Raw genomic sequence first — 15,586 nt, forward strand, 5'->3', positions numbered from 1 at the left:
GCAGTTATTGATAGGTTGCAATGCTTCAATAATGATAGCGGCAACTCAGCACTTCCAGCGCCTGCGTCTCCCCTGATCCGCTGACCCGATAGACCAGCCGATGCTCGCCGGTGATGCGCCTTGACCACCAGCCGGCCAGATTCTGCCGCAATGGCTCCGGCTTGCCCGTGCCGCGAAACGGATCGCGGCGGCATTCCTCGATCAGCGCGTTGATCCGCGCCAACACCTTGGGATCATCCGCTGCCCAGGCGACATAGTCGCGCCAGGCCTGGCCCCCGAAGACGATCTTCACGGCGCGATCAGCTCATGCTCCTCGCCGAGCCCGGCATCCAGTTGCCCGATGCCCTCCAGCAGATGCTGGGCATTGGCGGGCGACGCCAACAGGTGCAGCGTCTCCTGCATGCCCTCCCATTCGCTTTGCGAAATCATCACCACGCCTTCGCCCTTGGGCCGCACGATCTGGATCGGCGCCTTGTCGGCGACGACACGGTCGAGCACGGCCTTGAGATTGGCGCGGGTTTCGGAAACGCTGACGGTCTGCATGAAGGATATGTACTAAATTATGTACAAAATCGCAAGATATCCACCATCTCGCCCCCTGACACGCCGGCGCCAATATCCCCTGTCCTACACGGCGATCCTCTGATCTACCCTGGGGAATGACACAGAACCTCCCCGCTCGCCCTCCAGCGCGCATCGCCTGCGCCGCCGCCTCGCCGGCACTGCCTTCGACCGGGACTGGAGCAACGCGCTGACGCTCCATGCCCAGGCGATGGCCGACCCGATCGCCACCCAGCTTCGCCCGCAGACCGCGACGCGGCGCTGAGGCATATCGGTGCAAAACAGGTGCAAAGCTGTCGCGTCACCGGGGCATCATGGACGCAACATGCGTCGCCCCGGTGGCGCGTTCTGATGCAGAGCAGGCGCGTGGGTGACGCGCGGCCGGTGCAAAACGGGCGCAAATGCCCCGGAAAGGTCGATAACGCTGTGAACTTCGGGTGTGACCCTGCGCCCTTCGTCCGTGCGGGCTTGCAGGATCGCCGAAAATATGAGAACAAATAACGAACATGATTCGTCCTCAGAGGAGGAAGTCCATGGTTCATCGTCTCGCTTCGTTATTGCCGCTGCTGCTCGCCGCGATCATCGTCGGCGCGCCCGATCCGGCAGCGGCCAAGCCCGATTTTTCTCATGTCACCTCGCGCGAACAGGCGGAGGCGCTGGTGGCGACCGGGGCGCTGGTGCGCATCTATCTCTTCCCGATCCGTCTGGGCGGGCCGAGGCGCAAGGCGAATATCAGCTATGTCCCGCCGGAGGCTGGCGCGGCGCTCGACCAGATCACCGGTACGTTGCAGCGTTTCACTCGCGAAGGGCTGGTCGACCGGCTGACCATCGAACCCGAATATCGCGGCACCAGCTTCGTGCCGACGCGCATCAACATGCATGCCACCCATAGCGGGCAGGAGGGCGGTTTCCACCCGAGCGTCGAGATATGGTGACGGCCCCCCGCCACCGGGGCGCTGGGGTTCAGGCCTCCAGCATGCGCAGGGTGCGGCGCTTCTTCCAGTCGAGCACAACCTGGATGCGCATGCTCCAGCTGCCGTCCCAATCGACCGCCAGGTCATGCGCGTCGAGTTGGGCGGCGATCCGCCGGCCGATGTCGAGCGCCGCCGCCTCGCCGGCTGCGCAGGCGCCGTAATTGAGGTAGAGCGCTTCGCCCTCCACCGCCGCCTCGGTGTCCTGCATGTGGAAAAAGGCATAACCCTCGGCCGGGCGCCCTTCGCCGATCGCTTCCTCGATCTCGTCCCAGATCTCGATCGCGCCGCAACTGCCGCAGCAGGTGAAATTCTGCCGCGCGATCACGCCCTCCGCCTCCAGCGCGGCAAAGGCCGCGTCCAGCCGGTCGCAATCGGTCATGTCGGGCCAGGCCTTTTCGGCGGCATTATGTTCGGCCAGCGCCTGGCGCAGCGCGGCCGATGCCTCGCGGCGCAGGGTCGGGCCGGGCAGTTCCTCGACGAATGTGTCGTGGGCGGCGGTCAGGATCGCGTCATCGTCATGAAATCCCCCGGCGACGTCGCGCCACACCTGGTCGCGCAGCGCCGCGAGCGGATCATAGGGGGGAAGGGCTGGTTCTTGCTCGGGAGCGTTGGTCTTGCCGAAGATTCGTTTCCACAATGCGCCGAACATGCGTTTGCCTGCCTCCCGCGATGCACTTTACTCGGCTCCAACATGGCGTGGCTTCGGGCAAAGGAAAAGGGGGCAATTGACCCATGAATCGCGACAGCTTCACGGTCCGCCGCAGCGATGCCCCCAAATGGCCTGCCGATCCTTATGGCGCGGGTTCCAGCACCACGTCCCAATGATCCTCGGTCACCGCCATGCGCTTCGCCTCCTCGGCATCGAACGCCGCCTTGTCGGGGAACATCCGTGCCTTGGCCGCCGCCATCGCCGCCTTGTATGCTTCGCCCGCGCCCACGCCGTCGGCGCCATGCTTGTAGACGATGGTGGTGCGCACGTCCCACCGCGTGCTGCCGCCCATATGGGTGAAGGGCATCTCGACCGTGACTTCGCTGATATAGCCCTGCCGCATCATCTCGCGCAGCAACGCTTCATGCTGCTTGTGATAGGTGGTCAGGAACTGGCCCATCCCGCCCCATTTGACGCGGTAGTAATTTTCCACCTTCAGCGGGCCGTCGGCGGGTGCCGCGGTCTGGGCGGTGGCGGGCGCGGCGGCCAGGCCGGCGAGCAGGATTAGGGCACGGGGGAAACGCATCGGGCAAGGGGCCTTTCGCAATCGAAGATCATCTGCCCCTACAGACGGATCAGCCGCCAATTTCCGCGCCCGTGGCGCAATCGCGCTTGCTCGCTGCCGCGTCCCGCCCCACCATGGGGGCATTCTCCTCGCGCAAAGGACCGCCGATGACCCGCCACCGCCTCTGGACCGTCCTGACCCTGCCCGTCCTCCTGTCTGCCGCGCTGGCCGCCTGCAGCGGCGAGAAGAGCAGCCCGGCGGAAAATGCCGCCGACAATGCGGTCAACGCGGTCGAAAATGCCATGGCCAACGCCGCCAACGCGACCAATGCCGCCGCTTCCAAAGGGGACGCCTTCAGCCCCTATGTCGGCAAATATCCCTTCGACAAGGTCGGCGCCCATAGCTGGAATGACGATCCCGCCGTGGTCGCGGCGGTAAAGGCGGCGGTCGCGGACAAGGCGGTGCGCAAATGGGTGCTGGAGGATGGCGGCCCGTCCTCGCCGATCACGACCGTGGATGGCAAGGTCGCGGCCTGGTCGTGCGAAACCCATAATTGCGGCCCGCACCAATGGCTGACCCTGGTTGATCCGGCCAGCGGCACGGCCGAGGTCTGCTATTATGACGAGGCCGTCGATGCCCAATCGACCCGCTGGTTCAAGGCCGGCAAGGAAGAAAAGCGTCCGGGCCAATGCCCTGACGTGTCGAACTGACGGGACAGGGGCGCCACATGATGCGGCGCCGCCTCTGCCGCTATTGGACGACGACCCGCACCCGGCCCAGATTCTGGATGCGGGCATAGGGTGTGGCGGCGTCGCCCTTGCGCTCCGACGCGATGCGCAGCGCGGGGAAATAGGTGCCTGGCGCGGCGAAGCTGTGGCGCGTGGTCAGGGTCAGGCTGCTGCCCGAACCGCCGGGCAGCTTCGCCTTCTCGGCAAAGGCGCCGCTGCCGTCGAAATCCCATTCCGCCGACACGATCCGGCCGGTGCCCGGCGGTACGCTGATGGTCGCACGGAAGGTCACGGCCGTGCCGGGCTTCACCACCGCCTTGGCCGCGCCATTGGCGGTGACGCTGGCGACCGGCTGGATGCCGCCCCGTGCCGCCGCATCGGCCGGCACGATCACCTGGCCATGATCGATGCGATAGGCGGTGTTGGCGGGCGGGGTGATGCCCTTTTCCACCCAGGCGGACAGGTCGCGCAGCGCCTGTTCCAGCACGCCCAGATAGCTGACCGTGCGGGTCGGGTCTTCCTGCTTGCTGCTGTCGCCATGCAGCGCATGGTCGGTGAACCAGATGCGGAAATTCTGGTCTGCGCCCGCGCCCTGCGCAGCGATCACCCGCTGGCGATACCAGTCACCCTGCCAGGGCATGGCTTCGCGATCCCACAGATTTTCGACCAGGATCATCTTGCCCTGGAACTGCCCGGTCATCGGCGGCTGGCCCATCGGCTTGCCAGTGGTCGCGGCGGTGAAAAGCGGGCCGAGCAGGAAGGGGCGCTGCGGATAGAGCGGCTTGCCGTCGGCCCCGCGAAATTGGTCCCAGACCGGATAGCCGGCATCGACCGGCGGCACCTGATGCCAGTGATAGGTTTCGGCGGCGAGGAAATTGCTGTTGTCGACCCGCACCTTGTCGCCGGCCTTCAACTGGTCGACGGTGGCGTCATCGACCACGCCCAGGATCACGACATTGCCGGCGATGCGGTTGATCGTCAGCCGCTTGCCCTGCGCCGCGCCCGACCCGACGATCAGGTCACCGCCGACGAAATAGGTGGCGGGTGGCGGGCTCGATAGGCGGAAGGCGACGATGCGCTGTGCCGCCCGGCCCTGCAGCGCGGCAAAGGCATTGTCGACATTGGCCGCGCCATCGGTGATGCGGGTGTCGAGCTTCAGGTCCGCCGCCTGCGCCGCGCTGATCGGCGCGGCGATGGTCGCGTCATGCTGCAACCGATAGCGCTCGAAACTCTTGGGATTATCATGGCCAAGATAGCCCGGCTTGGTCCAGAAATCGGTAAAATAGCCGGCATCGGCCATCACCATCCCGCCATAAAGGGCGGCAAAGCCATGGATGCCCATCGTCTTCCAGCCAAACCAGCTGGGCGTCGGGAAACCCATCGCCGTCACTTCGCGCAACACCGACGCCTGCTGCGGCGTCAGCCCGGCATAGGGATCGCCGCTGCCGCCCGGCTCCACCGCGTCCAATATCTGCGGGAATTTGTCATTGAGCACCCGCATTGCGCGCATTCGCACGGAGAACATGTTGGGCGGCGCCATCGGCGATCCCAGCACATAGGGGACGACACCGTCCCACACGCCGGTGGTATTCTCGATCGACCCGACCGTGCGGAACCCGCCGCCGCTGCCGCCAAAGGCATAGCCATAAGGGCGCTTGCCGCCGTACATCTGTTGCGCGACCACGCGCGAATAGCGGGCCGATGCCGCATTGGCGCGATAGGCGGCGATGGTGAAGTCATTGGGCTTGCCCGGCATGCCCACCTGGTCGCGGCCGCCGCCATTGGTCTCGACATAATAGCCGCCCGACGCGATCGAGAAGCCGATATAATTTTCCTCGCCATCGGTCAGCTTCTGCGCCAGATTCTCGTCATCCGGGACCGGCGTGATATGCTGGAAGAAGCGGCCCTGATAGTGCGCCTTGTCGGGGAAATAGAAGGAGAAGCGGGTCTCCGTGCCCTTGAACCCGCCATGGACATAGCGGTGCCGCACCGGCGCATCGCGCCATTCGTCGATGTCGATATAGGGCTGGGTGAAGAGCGGGTCTTCGGCTGCGCTTGCAGGCGCGCTACCCTGCTGTGCCCCGGCCATGCTGCCCATGCCGGCCATCAGCACCGCTGACAGGGCTGTCATGCCCATTGCAATCGATCGACGCATCGCTTCCTCTCCCTTTTGCCGGTTCAGGCTGCGGCCTCCAGCGCCGCCCTGCCGGTCCGTTCGTCCCAATGATCCGCATCGCCGCCGAGCGCGCAATTGAGCATCGCGCGCTTCAGGAACAGGTGACAGGGATGTTCCATGGTGAGGCCGATGCCGCCGTGGAGCTGGATCGCCTCTTCCGCGACCAGCCGATAGACGGCGCAGGCCAGCGCCTTGAGCGCGCCCAGGGCGATGATATCGACGTCAGCCTGCTGCGCCCGGCTCCAGAACAGGGCATCGGCGGCGGTCAGTTGCGTCCGCATGTCGGCGACGCGATGCTTGAGCGCCTGGAACAGCGCCAGCGGCCGGTCGAACTGCTGCCGGGTTTCGAGATAGGCGACGGTCATCGCCAGCGCCGCCTCCGCGCCGCCCAGGCTGTCGCCCGCCAGACAGAAGAGGCGCAGCGCCTCGATCCGATCGGCCAGCGCGCTGGCGGCACCGCCCTGCGCCAGAGTAAGGCCGGGGCCTTCAAGGACGACATCGAACAGGCGCCGGCTCTTGTCCCATCCGGCACGATAGGTGACGGAAACCTGCTCGGCCGGCACCAGTGCCACCCGATCGTCGGTGACGTGCAAAACATGGCTGGCGGTATCGGCATCGGGCACGCAGGTCAGCCGGTCGGCGCCGTCCAGCCCGCCCGCCAGCGACGCGGTCATCACCTCGCCGGCCATGGCGTCGGCGATCAGCGCGTCGCGCTCGGGCAGGTCATGGGCCGCCGCCAGCGCCTCGATCGTCAGCATCTGCGCCAGCACGGGGCCGGGCACCAGTGCCTTGCCCACGCCCTGATGGATGACGCCCGCCGCCTCGCGGCCGAGGCCCAGGCCGCCCAGTTCCTCCGGCACGCCCATCATCAGCCAGCCCATCTCGGCGATCAGCGCCCAGCTCTGCGCCGCATCCGGGGCCAGATCGCTCTGGCCGAACGCCTTGTCGGCCGCGTCCTGCACTTCCGCGCGGGTCATGGTCATGCCGCGCCCTCCTTCAGCGTCCAGCTTTTGGGTTCGCGCGGCATGCCCACCAGCCGTTCGGCGATGATGTTGCGTTGCACCTCGTCACTGCCGCCGGCGATGGTCCAGGCATAGCTGTTCATGAAATCCGCCATCCAGTTGCCGGTTTCCATGCCGCCGCCAAAGGTGATCGGGCTGTGATATTGCGCGTCGATGCCGCCCAGCCGAATCCCGAGCGATGTGAATTCCCGCAGCGTGCGCGAATAGGACAGCTTGACGATCGACGCATCGCCGACCCGCTCGATCCCGGCAATGCGGTTGGCGAGGAACTGGTCGGCGACGGCACAGGTCGCGTCCACCTTGGCGCTCAGCCGGCCAAAGTCCCGCACTATGCCCTGATCGTCCTGCCGGCCCTGCGCGCGGATCAGGTCGCCTAGCCGCCACAAGGCGCCACGCAGCCGGGCGCTCAGTTCCAGCAGGGTCAGGCCACGTTCGGACGAGAGGGTGGATTGCGCCACGGCCCAACCCTGCCCCTCTGCACCCAACCGGTCGCTGACGGGAATCTCGACATTGTCGAGGAACAGCTCGGCAAATTCCTCGTCGCCATGAATCTGATGAATCGGCCGCGCGGTAACGCCCGACGCCTTGAGGTCGAGCAGCAGATAGGTGAGGCCCGCCTGTTTCGGTCCATCATTGCTGGTGCGCACCAGCAACAGGCATTTGTCCGCGAACTGGCCCATGGTCGACCACAGCTTCTGCCCGTTGACGACATAATGGTCGCCGACCCGCTCGGCGCGGGTGCGGACATTGGCGAGGTCGGACCCGGCATTGGGCTCGGAAAAGCCCTGGCACCAGATTTCGCCGGCCAGGATGCGCGGGATCAGTAGCGCCTGCTGCGCCTCGCTCGCCCATTCGAACAGGGTGCAGGCGGCATGATAGGTCGACATGAAGGACAGCAGCAGCCGCGGCGTGTCGGCGCGGGCCAGTTCCTCGTAGAGGATCTTCTGTTCGGCAAGCGAGCGGCCGCCGCCGGGCCATTGGGCCGGCCAGTGCGGCACGGCATAGCCGCCCTCGACCAGCTTCGCGAACCAGTCGCGCTGGATTTGCAGGAAGGCGGCCTCGCTGCTGCTGCGCTCGCGCCAGCCGTGCGGCGCATTGTCGGCCAGCCACTGGCGCACCTCCAGCCGCAGCCCGTCGAGCGCGTCGGTCAAAGCCTGCCCCTCCATCCCGTTCCGGTTCCTCTCATCCCCGACGCTAGGCCCAATTGCGCCGCCCCCCGCAAGATGGCGGCAGGCGATATCCCCAAGGCGATGGCTGGGAGGCCCTTCCTTCGATCGGACACGCAACGACGCAACCACCTCCTCCGTCATCCCGGACTTGATCCGGGATCCATTCAGCGCTTGCTCTCAACCGTAGCGCCGAATGGATCCTGACATCCGTCAGGATGACGAGAAGGGAAACGGGACTAGATCCCCACCTCGATCATGTCGTCGACGATGCGGACGGGATAGGTGGCGATCGGTTCGCTCGCCGGGCCGGTCAGCGGCGCGCCGGTCTCCAGGTCGAACCGGGCACCATGGGCCGGGCAGGCAATCCAGCCCAGGCGGATGCGACCGCAGGCGAGCGGTTCGTCGGCATGGGAGCAGAGCGCGGCGATGGCGTGAATCTGTCCGTCGCTGTTGCACAACAGGATAGTCTGGCCGTCGATGGTTACGGCCCTGGTCTTGCCCAGCGGCACCTCATCCAGGGAGGCTGCCATTTTGAAATCGCGCTCGCTCATGCCCGAAAGCTGCCCAAGCTCGTGGAGCGCGGCAAGGCCCGGCCCATGCCCATCACCGGGGCGTTCTCTTGCCCGCCGCCCTGTCGCGCCGCGCCGCTCTTCAGTATCGCATCCCTGTTCGGCAGGGGATGCGTGGACCAATGAATTTTGAATGGACGCAGGATGAAGAGGCTTTTCGCCAGCGGTTGCGCGACTTTCTCGCCGCGACGCTGCCGCAGGATTGGGAGCGTTTCTCGCAACATGGCCCGGCTTCCCCGGCACTGACCGACTATGCCCGCACCTTTTGCGGGCGCCTGGCCGACGAAGGGCTGCTGACCCCGCACTGGGCCAGGGAGATTGGCGGCCAGGGGCTCGATCCCTGGCACCAGACCATATTGGCCGAGGAAATGTGGATCGCCGGCGAACCGCGCGGCGGCCAATATATGAACGTCAACTGGGTCGGGCCGACGCTGATCCGCTACGGATCGGAGGCGCAGAAAGCCCAGTATTTGCCCGCCATCACCGGCGGCCAGGCGCTCTGGTGCCAGGGCTTTTCCGAACCCGGTTCCGGTTCCGACCTCGCCTCGCTGCGCACCCGCGCGACCCGCGACGGCGATGTCTATCGCGTGTCGGGGCAGAAGATCTGGACCAGCTATGCGGGCCTGGCCGACACCTGTTTCCTGGTCTGCCGCACCAGCGACGATCGCAAGCAGGGCATTTCCATCCTGCTGGTGCCGATGGACACGCCCGGCATCACCGTACGGCAAATCCCCTCGCTGATCGGCGAGGGCGACATTCACGAAGTCTTCTTCGACGATATCGTCGTGCCGGTGGAAGCGCGACTCGGCGAGGAAGGCCAAGCCTGGGAAATCATCGGCTATTCGCTGACCAATGAGCGGCTCGGCATTCCCCGCTATGCCCTCGCCCGCGCCGCGCTCGACCGGGCGGTGGCGCTGCTCCAGGCACAGGGCGAATTTGCCGGCGAAGCGGTGCGGATCGAAGCCGCCCATGCCGCTGCGCTCTGCGAAGCCGCACGGATGGCCAGCTATGCGATCGTCGACCGCCGCTGCCGGGGCGAGGCGATCGGCGCCGAATCCAGCTCCGCCCGTTTCGCCACGGTGATGGCCGAACGGCGGGTATGCGAATTCATCGTCGAATATCTGCCGCAGGCACTGGCCGACGCCCATCCCTATCTCAAGATGCATCATCAGCGCGGGATCGTCGCGGGCATCGCCGCCGGCGCGGCGGAGATCCAGCTCAACATCATCGCCAGCGATGTGCTCAAACTGCCACGGGAGCCGCGCTGATGAACCTGTCCCTGACCGACGATCAGATCGCGATCCTCGACGCGATCGACACGCTGACCCGGCCCTATGCCGGCGCGACGCTGCATGAGGCCGGCTTTGCCCTCGCCAGCGAGGCGCTCGACCGCGACCTGACCGAAGGCGGCTTCCTCGACATCGGTTTCGATCCCGATCTCGGCGCGATCAGCGCTGCCCTGGTGGTCGAGCGGCTGGCGCGCCTGCCCCAGACGGTGGAGGCGGCGGCCAGTGCCCTTATCCGCCCGCTGCTGGGTGATGCGACGCCGCGCCCGCTCTGCCTGGTGGAGGAAGGCAAGACCCATCGCCCGGTCCGCTTCCTTGCGTCGGGCGCGACGGTGCTGCTGGTCGGGCCTGACCGGGTGCGTAGCTTCGTCGCCGGCCCCGAGCATGTCCGGGCCGAACCCGAAGCGCTTTATGCCTATCCGATGGGCAGCCTGATCGCCCAGCCGGAAGACCTCACCAATCACGCCGTGTCGGCCGACGACATCCGCACCCGCTGGCGCGTGGCGCTGGCGGCCGAGGCGGCGGGCCTGCTCGCCGCCGCGCTCGACAGCACGACCACCTATGTCACCGATCGCCAGCAGTTCGGCCGCCCGCTCGCCACCTTCCAGGCGCTGCGCCATCGCCTGGCCGAGGCGCAGGTGCGCGCCAATGGCCTCTACTGGCTGGCGATGAAGGCGGCGGCCACGCTGGATGCCGGCGACGCGGCGCTGGCGGCACTCCATGCGCAGGAATCGGCACGCAGTTGCGTCTATGACTTCCACCAGTTCCTCGGCGCCATGGGCATGACGCTGGAGCATCCGCTGCACCTGTGGACCTATCGGCTCAAGGCGCTGATCGGCGACCTCGGCGGACGCGGCGGCCAGGCGCTCGCCGCCGCCGACGCGCTTTGGGGTTAGAATCCTTGAGAGAGCCTGATTCACGCCATCGGTGAAAGCGCGGTGCGCTTTCACCTCAGACGATCAGGCTCTAGCCCAGCTTCGGCTTGATCTCCTCGATCACCCAGCGGGCATAATCCTCATATTCGCTGATGCTGCGCACCGCCGGGATCGGCACCGAACTCATGGTGACGCCCAGCGTCGCGAACCAGCCGAGCCGGTCGATGATCTCCGGTGCGGTCATGCCCGGCCGGGCGCGCGGATCATCGACCACGGCATGCCCCTCGCCGACCCGGCTGGTGGCAAAGCCGTACATCACGTCGAACGGACGGCCGTCATAGCCCGGCTGCGACTTGACGAAGTCGATCTTGGCCGGAATATCCTCGGGTTTCGTCAGATAGGGCCACCAGCCACTGGCATGGCGCGCGGCGCGCTTCAGCACCGCGTCGGCCTCCCCGCCCATCCAGATCGGCAGATGCGGCTGCTGCACCGGGCGCGGGGCAAAGGCGACATCGCGGAAAGAGACGAACTCGCCCTCGAATTGCGGATCGTCGCTGGTCCAAAGCTCGACGATCGCGGCCAGATATTCGTCGCACATCCGCCCGCGCTGGTGAAAGGGGACGCCGAGCAGGTCGAACTCCTGCTCCAGCCAGCCCGCGCCAAAGGTCACCATCGCCCGGCCGCCCGACAGCCAGTCGATCGTCGACAGCGCCTTGGCGGTAATCGCGGGATGCTGCAGCGGCAGGATCGCGATCGAGCTGTTGATGCGGATGTGGCTGGTCGCCCCGGCATAATAGCCCATCGCCGCATAGGCATGGAAATGATGCGGCCCCGACAGGTCGACATGGGCGCGCGGGATCAGGAAATGTTCCGGCACGCTGATCATGTCGTAACCCAGGTCATCGGCCAGCTTCGCCAGCCGCGTCTGGTCCGCGCCCGTGACCGACAATTCCCAGGGCTGCATCGTCGCCTTCAGCTCGATCAGCCGGGGCATGCCGAAGGCGAATTTCATGACCCCGCCTCCCGCCGGCTCAGAAGCCCAGGTCGAGCACCGGCCCGTCGAAATTGCCGGCCAGCTTCTGCGTCGCCGCGCTCAGCTTGTCCATGGGTTCATGCCGGATATAGCCGTCGATGATCCGCTGATAATTGCTGATCAGCCCCTCGATCACCTTGGACAGGCGCATGAAGTCGAAACCCTCGGCATGCAGCCCCTTCTGCTGCAACGGGATGTTGGAATAATCCTGGCGCGGGATCATCGGGAATTGGTCGCTGTCATAAGGCAGCATCACCGGCTCCATCACCACCGGCGGCTCCTGTCCTTCGGGGAAATGGGTCAGCGACCAGAGTTCGAACATGCAGCTTTCCGGGCCGAGCGGGCGGATGCGATAGGCCGCCATGCTGGAGAGGAAAGGCAGCAGGAAATAGTTGGGGAAGATGAATTCCACCGACTTGACCGGGGTTTCCACCGCCAGCTTGTTGAGATCGGGCGTGGGTTCGCCGCGCGCCTGCCCGGCCTGGGTCACGCAATGATTGACCATGCCGAACCAGTGCATGATCGCCTGTTGCGGGTCTTCGGGCAGTTCGACGTCGATCAGCGTGCGGGCGACCGCGACATCCTTGGCATGGCACATGCCGGCCATGCCCTCGCTCAGCAGCTGCATATGGTCGACCTGGTCGACGATATTTTCCTTCATCGACCGGTTGGGATTGATCGGCACGCCGATCCCGCCCGTGTCCATGCCGTACATCATGTTGTAGAGGATCGGCACCTTCTGCTGCAGTTGCGGGTGGGTGCGCATGACATGATAGCCTTCCATGAAGGCTTCCATCGCGACCTTCCAATTGGCCGGCAGCACCGTGCCGAAACACCATTCGGCGCGCATCTTGTCGGCATTATAGGCGTCGAGCCCCACCGCGAGCGGGCCGAGCTGTTCGCGCAGCGACGGCGCGTCATCGTCGAAATTGATGAAGACGCAGCCCATCTCGATCTCGGTGCGGCACGGGCGCAGGGCCAGATCCTGCTCGTCCAGCTGATGCTCGCTGAACATGTGCCGGCCATAGACGAAGGTATTCTTGCCCTCGATATTCCAGCGCCAGCCATGAAAGGGGCAGATGAAGCCTTTGCCCTTGCAATTGCCATGACTGCCCTCGGTCAGCGGCACGCCGCGATGGCGGCAGGCATTATGATAGGCGCTGATCCCATCCTTGGTCCGCACGATGATGACGGATTTGCCCAGATTGCTATATTCGATCCAGTCGCCGACCTCCGGCACCTGCTCCACGCGGCAGGCCATCTGCCAGACATGGGGCCACAATTCCTCGCATTCGCGGCGATAGAAATCCGCGTCATAATAGCGTGCCGTGGGAATGCGCTCGGGATCGCTGATTTCCAGCGGGAAGCCCGCACGCGTCATTTCAGCAGCCTCAACCATGCCATGCCTCACCCAGATTTCTTGCTTGGATGAAGTGGTAAAGGCTGGGCCGGGGAGCGCCAAGGCAGCGCCCCAACCCATCGCCCTACCGATGGACGGCCGCGCCCAGTTCGTCCAGCACCTCCCGGCTGTGCGCGCCCAGTTCCGGCGCGCCGCCTGCGACCCGGCCCGGCGTTTGCGAGAACCAGGTCGGCACGCCGGGGAAGCGCACCGGCCCCTGCGGCGTCTCCACCGTCTCGAAGAAGCCGATCGCGTTGAGATGCGCATTGTCGAACAGTTCGTCCGTGGTGCGCAGCGGCGCGGCCGGGATATGCAGCACCTCCAGCAGCTCAAGCCATTCCTGCGTCGTCCGCTCGGCAAAGGTTTCGCCTAGCAGGCCATAGACCCGGTCGATCTGCTTCGCCCGCTTGGCCAGCGTGTCGAACTCCTCGGTCGCCCAGGGCGGGTTCACCGCCGCGACGAAGGCGTTCCAATGCTTGTCATTATAGACCAGCGCGGCGACATGGCCGTCCTTGGTCGCATAGGGCTTGCGGTTGCGGGCGACGACGCGGTGATAATGGGCCGGCCCCAGCGGCGGCTCGAACAGCATGCCGCTGGCATGTTCGGTCAGCATGAAGGAGGCCATGGTCTCGAACATGGAGACTTCCACCTCCTGCCCCTCGCCGGTGCGCTCGCGATGGAACAGCGCCATCATCGTCGCATAGAGGCCGGTGAGGCCCGCCACCTTGTCGGCGATGATCGTCGCCATGAAATCGGGCTTGCCGGTCATCAGCTGCTGCAAATGCGGGATGCCGCATTCGGCCTGGATCGTGTCGTCATAGGCAGGCTTGTCGCCGTCCGGCCCGCGCCGGCTATAGCCATAGCAATTGGTGTAGACGATGTCGGATTTGATTGCCTTCACCGCCTGATAGTCGAAGCCCAGCTTGGCGATCGCCTTGCCGCGCATCGAATGGATGAAGACATCGGCGGTGGCGATCAGCGCGCGCAGCGTCGCCTTGTCCTCCTCCTGCCGCAGGTCCAGCACCAGGCTGCGCTTGCCGCGATTGACGTTGGTGAAGACGCCGCCCAGCTCGGGCGTCGGCCCGGCATTGATATAGCGCGTCGCATCGCCCGCCGGCGGCTCGATCTTGATCACGTCGGCGCCCATGTCGGCCATGATCTGGGTCGCATAGGGGCCGAATACCATCGCCGTCAGGTCCACCACGCGGATCCCGGCCAGCGGCCCTTTCGGCATGTGCGTCGCGTCCATCATCCTCTCCCCATAACTGCCTTGGGGCTAGGCCAAGGGCGCGGCGAAATCCACGCGCAACCCCTTCGCCCCACCGATATGTGGGGCCGCCCGATTGTGCGCGCGGGAGGCCGGATGATACCCGCAGGCGATCATCCAGACGCCAGCAGAAGGCCCCCAGAGACGTGGATTTTGCCCTGACCGAAGACCAGAGGAACATCCGCGACGCGGTGTTCCAGCTCTGTGCCCAGTTCCCCGACGATTATTGGCTGGAACGGGACAAGGACGCCGTCTTCCCGTTCGATTTCCACCGGGCAATGGCCGATGCCGGCTGGCTGGGCATCGCCATGCCCGAAGCCACCGGCGGCGCGGGCCTGGGCATTACCGAAGCGGCGATCATGGTGCAGGCGGTGGCGGAAGCGGGCGGCGGCATGACGGCGGCGTCCAGCATCCACGGCCCGGTCTTCAGCCTGGAGCCGATCGCCCTGTTCGGCACGGCCGAACAGCAACAGCGCATGATCCCGCCGATCATCTCGGGCGCGGAGAAGATGTGCTTTGCCGTGACCGAGCCCAATACCGGGCTCGACACCACCAAGCTCAAGACCAGAGCCGAACGGGTCGAGGGCGGCTACCGCGTCAATGGCGAGAAGATCTGGATCACCAACGCCCACGTCGCCGACCGGATGATGCTGCTCGCCCGCACCACCCCGCTCGATGAAGTGAAGAACAAGACGCAGGGCCTGTCGCTCTTCTTCACCAAACTCGATCGCGACAGGATCGAGCATCAGCTGATCCCCAAGATGGGCCGCCACGCGGTCGGCTCCAACATGCTGTTCATCAACGACCTCTTCATCCCCGAGGAGGATCGGATCGGCGAGGAAGGGCAGGGCTTCAGGATCATCCTCAAGGGGCTGAACCCGGAGCGCATATTGCTCGGCGCCGAAGCGATCGGCATCGGCCGCAACGCGATCCAGCGCGCCGCCCGCTATGCCCGCGAACGCATCGTCTTCGACCGGCCGATCGGCATGAATCAGGGCATTCAGCATCCGCTCGCCAAATGCTGGATGCAGCTGGAGGCGGCGAACCTGATGGTGATGAAGGCGGCCACCCTGTTCGACAAGGGCGAGGAATGCGGCGTGGAGGCGAACAGCGGCAAATATCTCGCCGCCGAATCCGCGTTCGAGGCCTGCCATACCGCGATGCTGACCCTGGGCGGCATGGGCTATGCCCAGGAATATCATGTCGAACGGCTGCTGCGCGAAGTGCTGATCCCGCGCACCGCCCCGGTCAGCCCCCACATGATCCTCAATTTCATCGCCGAAAAGGTGCTGGAATTGCCCAAATCCTATTGA

General features: G+C 65.7%; 16 protein-coding genes and 1 pseudogene. 6 read left to right on the forward strand and 11 right to left on the reverse strand.

What is annotated here, in order from left to right; genetic code table 11:
• Window positions 1-25: 25 nt before the first annotated feature.
• A complete protein-coding gene (locus BRX37_RS02950) occupies window positions 26-292 on the reverse strand; it encodes a Txe/YoeB family addiction module toxin (RefSeq protein ID WP_125985449.1) in 267 nt (88 codons plus the stop codon).
• Window positions 289-543 (reverse strand): type II toxin-antitoxin system Phd/YefM family antitoxin, encoded by a 255-nt coding sequence (locus BRX37_RS02955; RefSeq protein WP_017500001.1) that lies wholly within the window; start codon window positions 541-543, stop codon window positions 289-291. The genes BRX37_RS02950 and BRX37_RS02955 overlap by 4 nt, the downstream gene beginning before the upstream one ends.
• Window positions 544-679: 136 nt before the next feature.
• Here BRX37_RS02955 and BRX37_RS27210 point away from each other — a divergent pair.
• Window positions 680-826, forward strand: a pseudogene (locus tag BRX37_RS27210) (LysR family transcriptional regulator); the annotation flags it as partial.
• A 268-nt stretch (window positions 827-1,094) separates the two neighbouring features.
• Window positions 1,095-1,496: a hypothetical protein gene (locus BRX37_RS02965; RefSeq protein ID WP_125985450.1), complete on the forward strand. Its 402-nt coding sequence runs from the start codon at window positions 1,095-1,097 to the stop codon at window positions 1,494-1,496.
• 28 nt (window positions 1,497-1,524) lie between these two features.
• Here the strand turns inward: BRX37_RS02965 and BRX37_RS02970 are convergent, their stop codons facing one another.
• Window positions 1,525-2,184, reverse strand: a complete 660-nt coding sequence (locus BRX37_RS02970; protein WP_069335496.1) for a DUF6891 domain-containing protein — start codon at window positions 2,182-2,184, stop codon at window positions 1,525-1,527.
• A 142-nt stretch (window positions 2,185-2,326) separates the two neighbouring features.
• Window positions 2,327-2,770: a hypothetical protein gene (locus BRX37_RS02975; protein WP_125985451.1), complete on the reverse strand. Its 444-nt coding sequence runs from the start codon at window positions 2,768-2,770 to the stop codon at window positions 2,327-2,329.
• A 146-nt stretch (window positions 2,771-2,916) separates the two neighbouring features.
• Here BRX37_RS02975 and BRX37_RS02980 point away from each other — a divergent pair, with 146 nt between their 5' ends.
• Complete coding sequence (locus BRX37_RS02980; RefSeq protein ID WP_125985452.1) at window positions 2,917-3,459, forward strand: Ivy family c-type lysozyme inhibitor; 543 nt, start codon at window positions 2,917-2,919, stop codon at window positions 3,457-3,459.
• Between the two features lie 40 nt (window positions 3,460-3,499).
• On the opposite strand, the gene BRX37_RS02985 is transcribed toward BRX37_RS02980, so the two are convergent.
• The 4 genes from BRX37_RS02985 to BRX37_RS03005 form a co-directional block, all read right to left on the reverse strand.
• A complete protein-coding gene (locus BRX37_RS02985; protein ID WP_318276579.1) occupies window positions 3,500-5,608 on the reverse strand; it encodes a hypothetical protein in 2,109 nt (702 codons plus the stop codon).
• A 47-nt stretch (window positions 5,609-5,655) separates the two neighbouring features.
• A complete protein-coding gene (locus tag BRX37_RS02990; RefSeq protein WP_125985454.1) occupies window positions 5,656-6,636 on the reverse strand; it encodes an acyl-CoA dehydrogenase family protein in 981 nt (326 codons plus the stop codon).
• A complete protein-coding gene (locus BRX37_RS02995) occupies window positions 6,633-7,841 on the reverse strand; it encodes an acyl-CoA dehydrogenase family protein (protein WP_125985455.1) in 1,209 nt (402 codons plus the stop codon). Before BRX37_RS02995 ends, BRX37_RS02990 begins: the two co-directional genes overlap by 4 nt.
• A 239-nt stretch (window positions 7,842-8,080) precedes the next feature.
• Window positions 8,081-8,395 carry a Rieske (2Fe-2S) protein gene (locus tag BRX37_RS03005; RefSeq protein WP_125985456.1) on the reverse strand — a complete coding sequence of 105 codons (315 nt, stop codon included), beginning with the start codon at window positions 8,393-8,395 and terminating at the stop codon, window positions 8,081-8,083.
• A 140-nt stretch (window positions 8,396-8,535) separates the two neighbouring features.
• Between BRX37_RS03005 and BRX37_RS03010 the strand changes: the two genes are divergently transcribed.
• Together BRX37_RS03010 and BRX37_RS03015 are read left to right on the forward strand one after the other, a co-directional pair.
• On the forward strand, window positions 8,536-9,681 hold the full coding sequence (locus BRX37_RS03010; RefSeq protein ID WP_125985457.1) for an acyl-CoA dehydrogenase family protein: 1,146 nt from the start codon (window positions 8,536-8,538) through the stop codon (window positions 9,679-9,681).
• A complete protein-coding gene (locus BRX37_RS03015; protein WP_125985458.1) occupies window positions 9,681-10,595 on the forward strand; it encodes an acyl-CoA dehydrogenase family protein in 915 nt (304 codons plus the stop codon). Before BRX37_RS03010 ends, BRX37_RS03015 begins: the two co-directional genes overlap by 1 nt.
• Before the next feature lie 70 nt (window positions 10,596-10,665).
• On the opposite strand, the gene BRX37_RS03020 is transcribed toward BRX37_RS03015, so the two are convergent.
• The 3 genes from BRX37_RS03020 to BRX37_RS03030 form a co-directional block, all read right to left on the reverse strand.
• Window positions 10,666-11,586 carry a TIGR03619 family F420-dependent LLM class oxidoreductase gene (locus tag BRX37_RS03020; RefSeq protein ID WP_125985459.1) on the reverse strand — a complete coding sequence of 307 codons (921 nt, stop codon included), beginning with the start codon at window positions 11,584-11,586 and terminating at the stop codon, window positions 10,666-10,668.
• Between the two features lie 19 nt (window positions 11,587-11,605).
• Window positions 11,606-12,988: an aromatic ring-hydroxylating oxygenase subunit alpha gene (locus BRX37_RS03025; protein ID WP_010335464.1), complete on the reverse strand. Its 1,383-nt coding sequence runs from the start codon at window positions 12,986-12,988 to the stop codon at window positions 11,606-11,608.
• Window positions 12,989-13,091: 103 nt separating this feature from the next.
• Complete coding sequence (locus BRX37_RS03030) at window positions 13,092-14,255, reverse strand: CaiB/BaiF CoA transferase family protein (protein ID WP_125985596.1); 1,164 nt, start codon at window positions 14,253-14,255, stop codon at window positions 13,092-13,094.
• A 164-nt stretch (window positions 14,256-14,419) separates the two neighbouring features.
• Here BRX37_RS03030 and BRX37_RS03035 point away from each other — a divergent pair, with 164 nt between their 5' ends.
• Entirely contained in the window at window positions 14,420-15,586 is a 1,167-nt protein-coding gene (locus BRX37_RS03035) for an acyl-CoA dehydrogenase family protein (RefSeq protein WP_125985460.1), read from the forward strand.

It is taken from the genome of Sphingomonas sp. S-NIH.Pt3_0716, from assembly GCF_003950715.1.
Classification (GTDB): Bacteria; Pseudomonadota; Alphaproteobacteria; order Sphingomonadales; family Sphingomonadaceae; genus Sphingobium; species Sphingobium yanoikuyae_A.

What these genes read in the sequence shown, in the direction of transcription:
- BRX37_RS02955 (WP_017500001.1), bottom strand. Translation starts at nt 543, where the DNA reads ATGCAGACCGTCAGCGTTTCCGAAACCCGCGCCAATCTCAAGGCCGTG.
- BRX37_RS02965 (WP_125985450.1), top strand. Translation starts at nt 1,095, where the DNA reads ATGGTTCATCGTCTCGCTTCGTTATTGCCGCTGCTGCTCGCCGCGATC.
- BRX37_RS02970 (WP_069335496.1), bottom strand. Translation starts at nt 2,184, where the DNA reads ATGTTCGGCGCATTGTGGAAACGAATCTTCGGCAAGACCAACGCTCCC.
- BRX37_RS02975 (WP_125985451.1), bottom strand. Translation starts at nt 2,770, where the DNA reads ATGCGTTTCCCCCGTGCCCTAATCCTGCTCGCCGGCCTGGCCGCCGCG.
- BRX37_RS02980 (WP_125985452.1), top strand. Translation starts at nt 2,917, where the DNA reads ATGACCCGCCACCGCCTCTGGACCGTCCTGACCCTGCCCGTCCTCCTG.
- BRX37_RS02985 (WP_318276579.1), bottom strand. Translation starts at nt 5,608, where the DNA reads ATGACAGCCCTGTCAGCGGTGCTGATGGCCGGCATGGGCAGCATGGCC.
- BRX37_RS02990 (WP_125985454.1), bottom strand. Translation starts at nt 6,636, where the DNA reads ATGACCATGACCCGCGCGGAAGTGCAGGACGCGGCCGACAAGGCGTTC.
- BRX37_RS02995 (WP_125985455.1), bottom strand. Translation starts at nt 7,841, where the DNA reads ATGGAGGGGCAGGCTTTGACCGACGCGCTCGACGGGCTGCGGCTGGAG.
- BRX37_RS03005 (WP_125985456.1), bottom strand. Translation starts at nt 8,395, where the DNA reads ATGAGCGAGCGCGATTTCAAAATGGCAGCCTCCCTGGATGAGGTGCCG.
- BRX37_RS03010 (WP_125985457.1), top strand. Translation starts at nt 8,536, where the DNA reads ATGAATTTTGAATGGACGCAGGATGAAGAGGCTTTTCGCCAGCGGTTG.
- BRX37_RS03015 (WP_125985458.1), top strand. Translation starts at nt 9,681, where the DNA reads ATGAACCTGTCCCTGACCGACGATCAGATCGCGATCCTCGACGCGATC.
- BRX37_RS03020 (WP_125985459.1), bottom strand. Translation starts at nt 11,586, where the DNA reads ATGAAATTCGCCTTCGGCATGCCCCGGCTGATCGAGCTGAAGGCGACG.
- BRX37_RS03025 (WP_010335464.1), bottom strand. Translation starts at nt 12,988, where the DNA reads ATGACGCGTGCGGGCTTCCCGCTGGAAATCAGCGATCCCGAGCGCATT.
- BRX37_RS03030 (WP_125985596.1), bottom strand. Translation starts at nt 14,255, where the DNA reads ATGGACGCGACGCACATGCCGAAAGGGCCGCTGGCCGGGATCCGCGTG.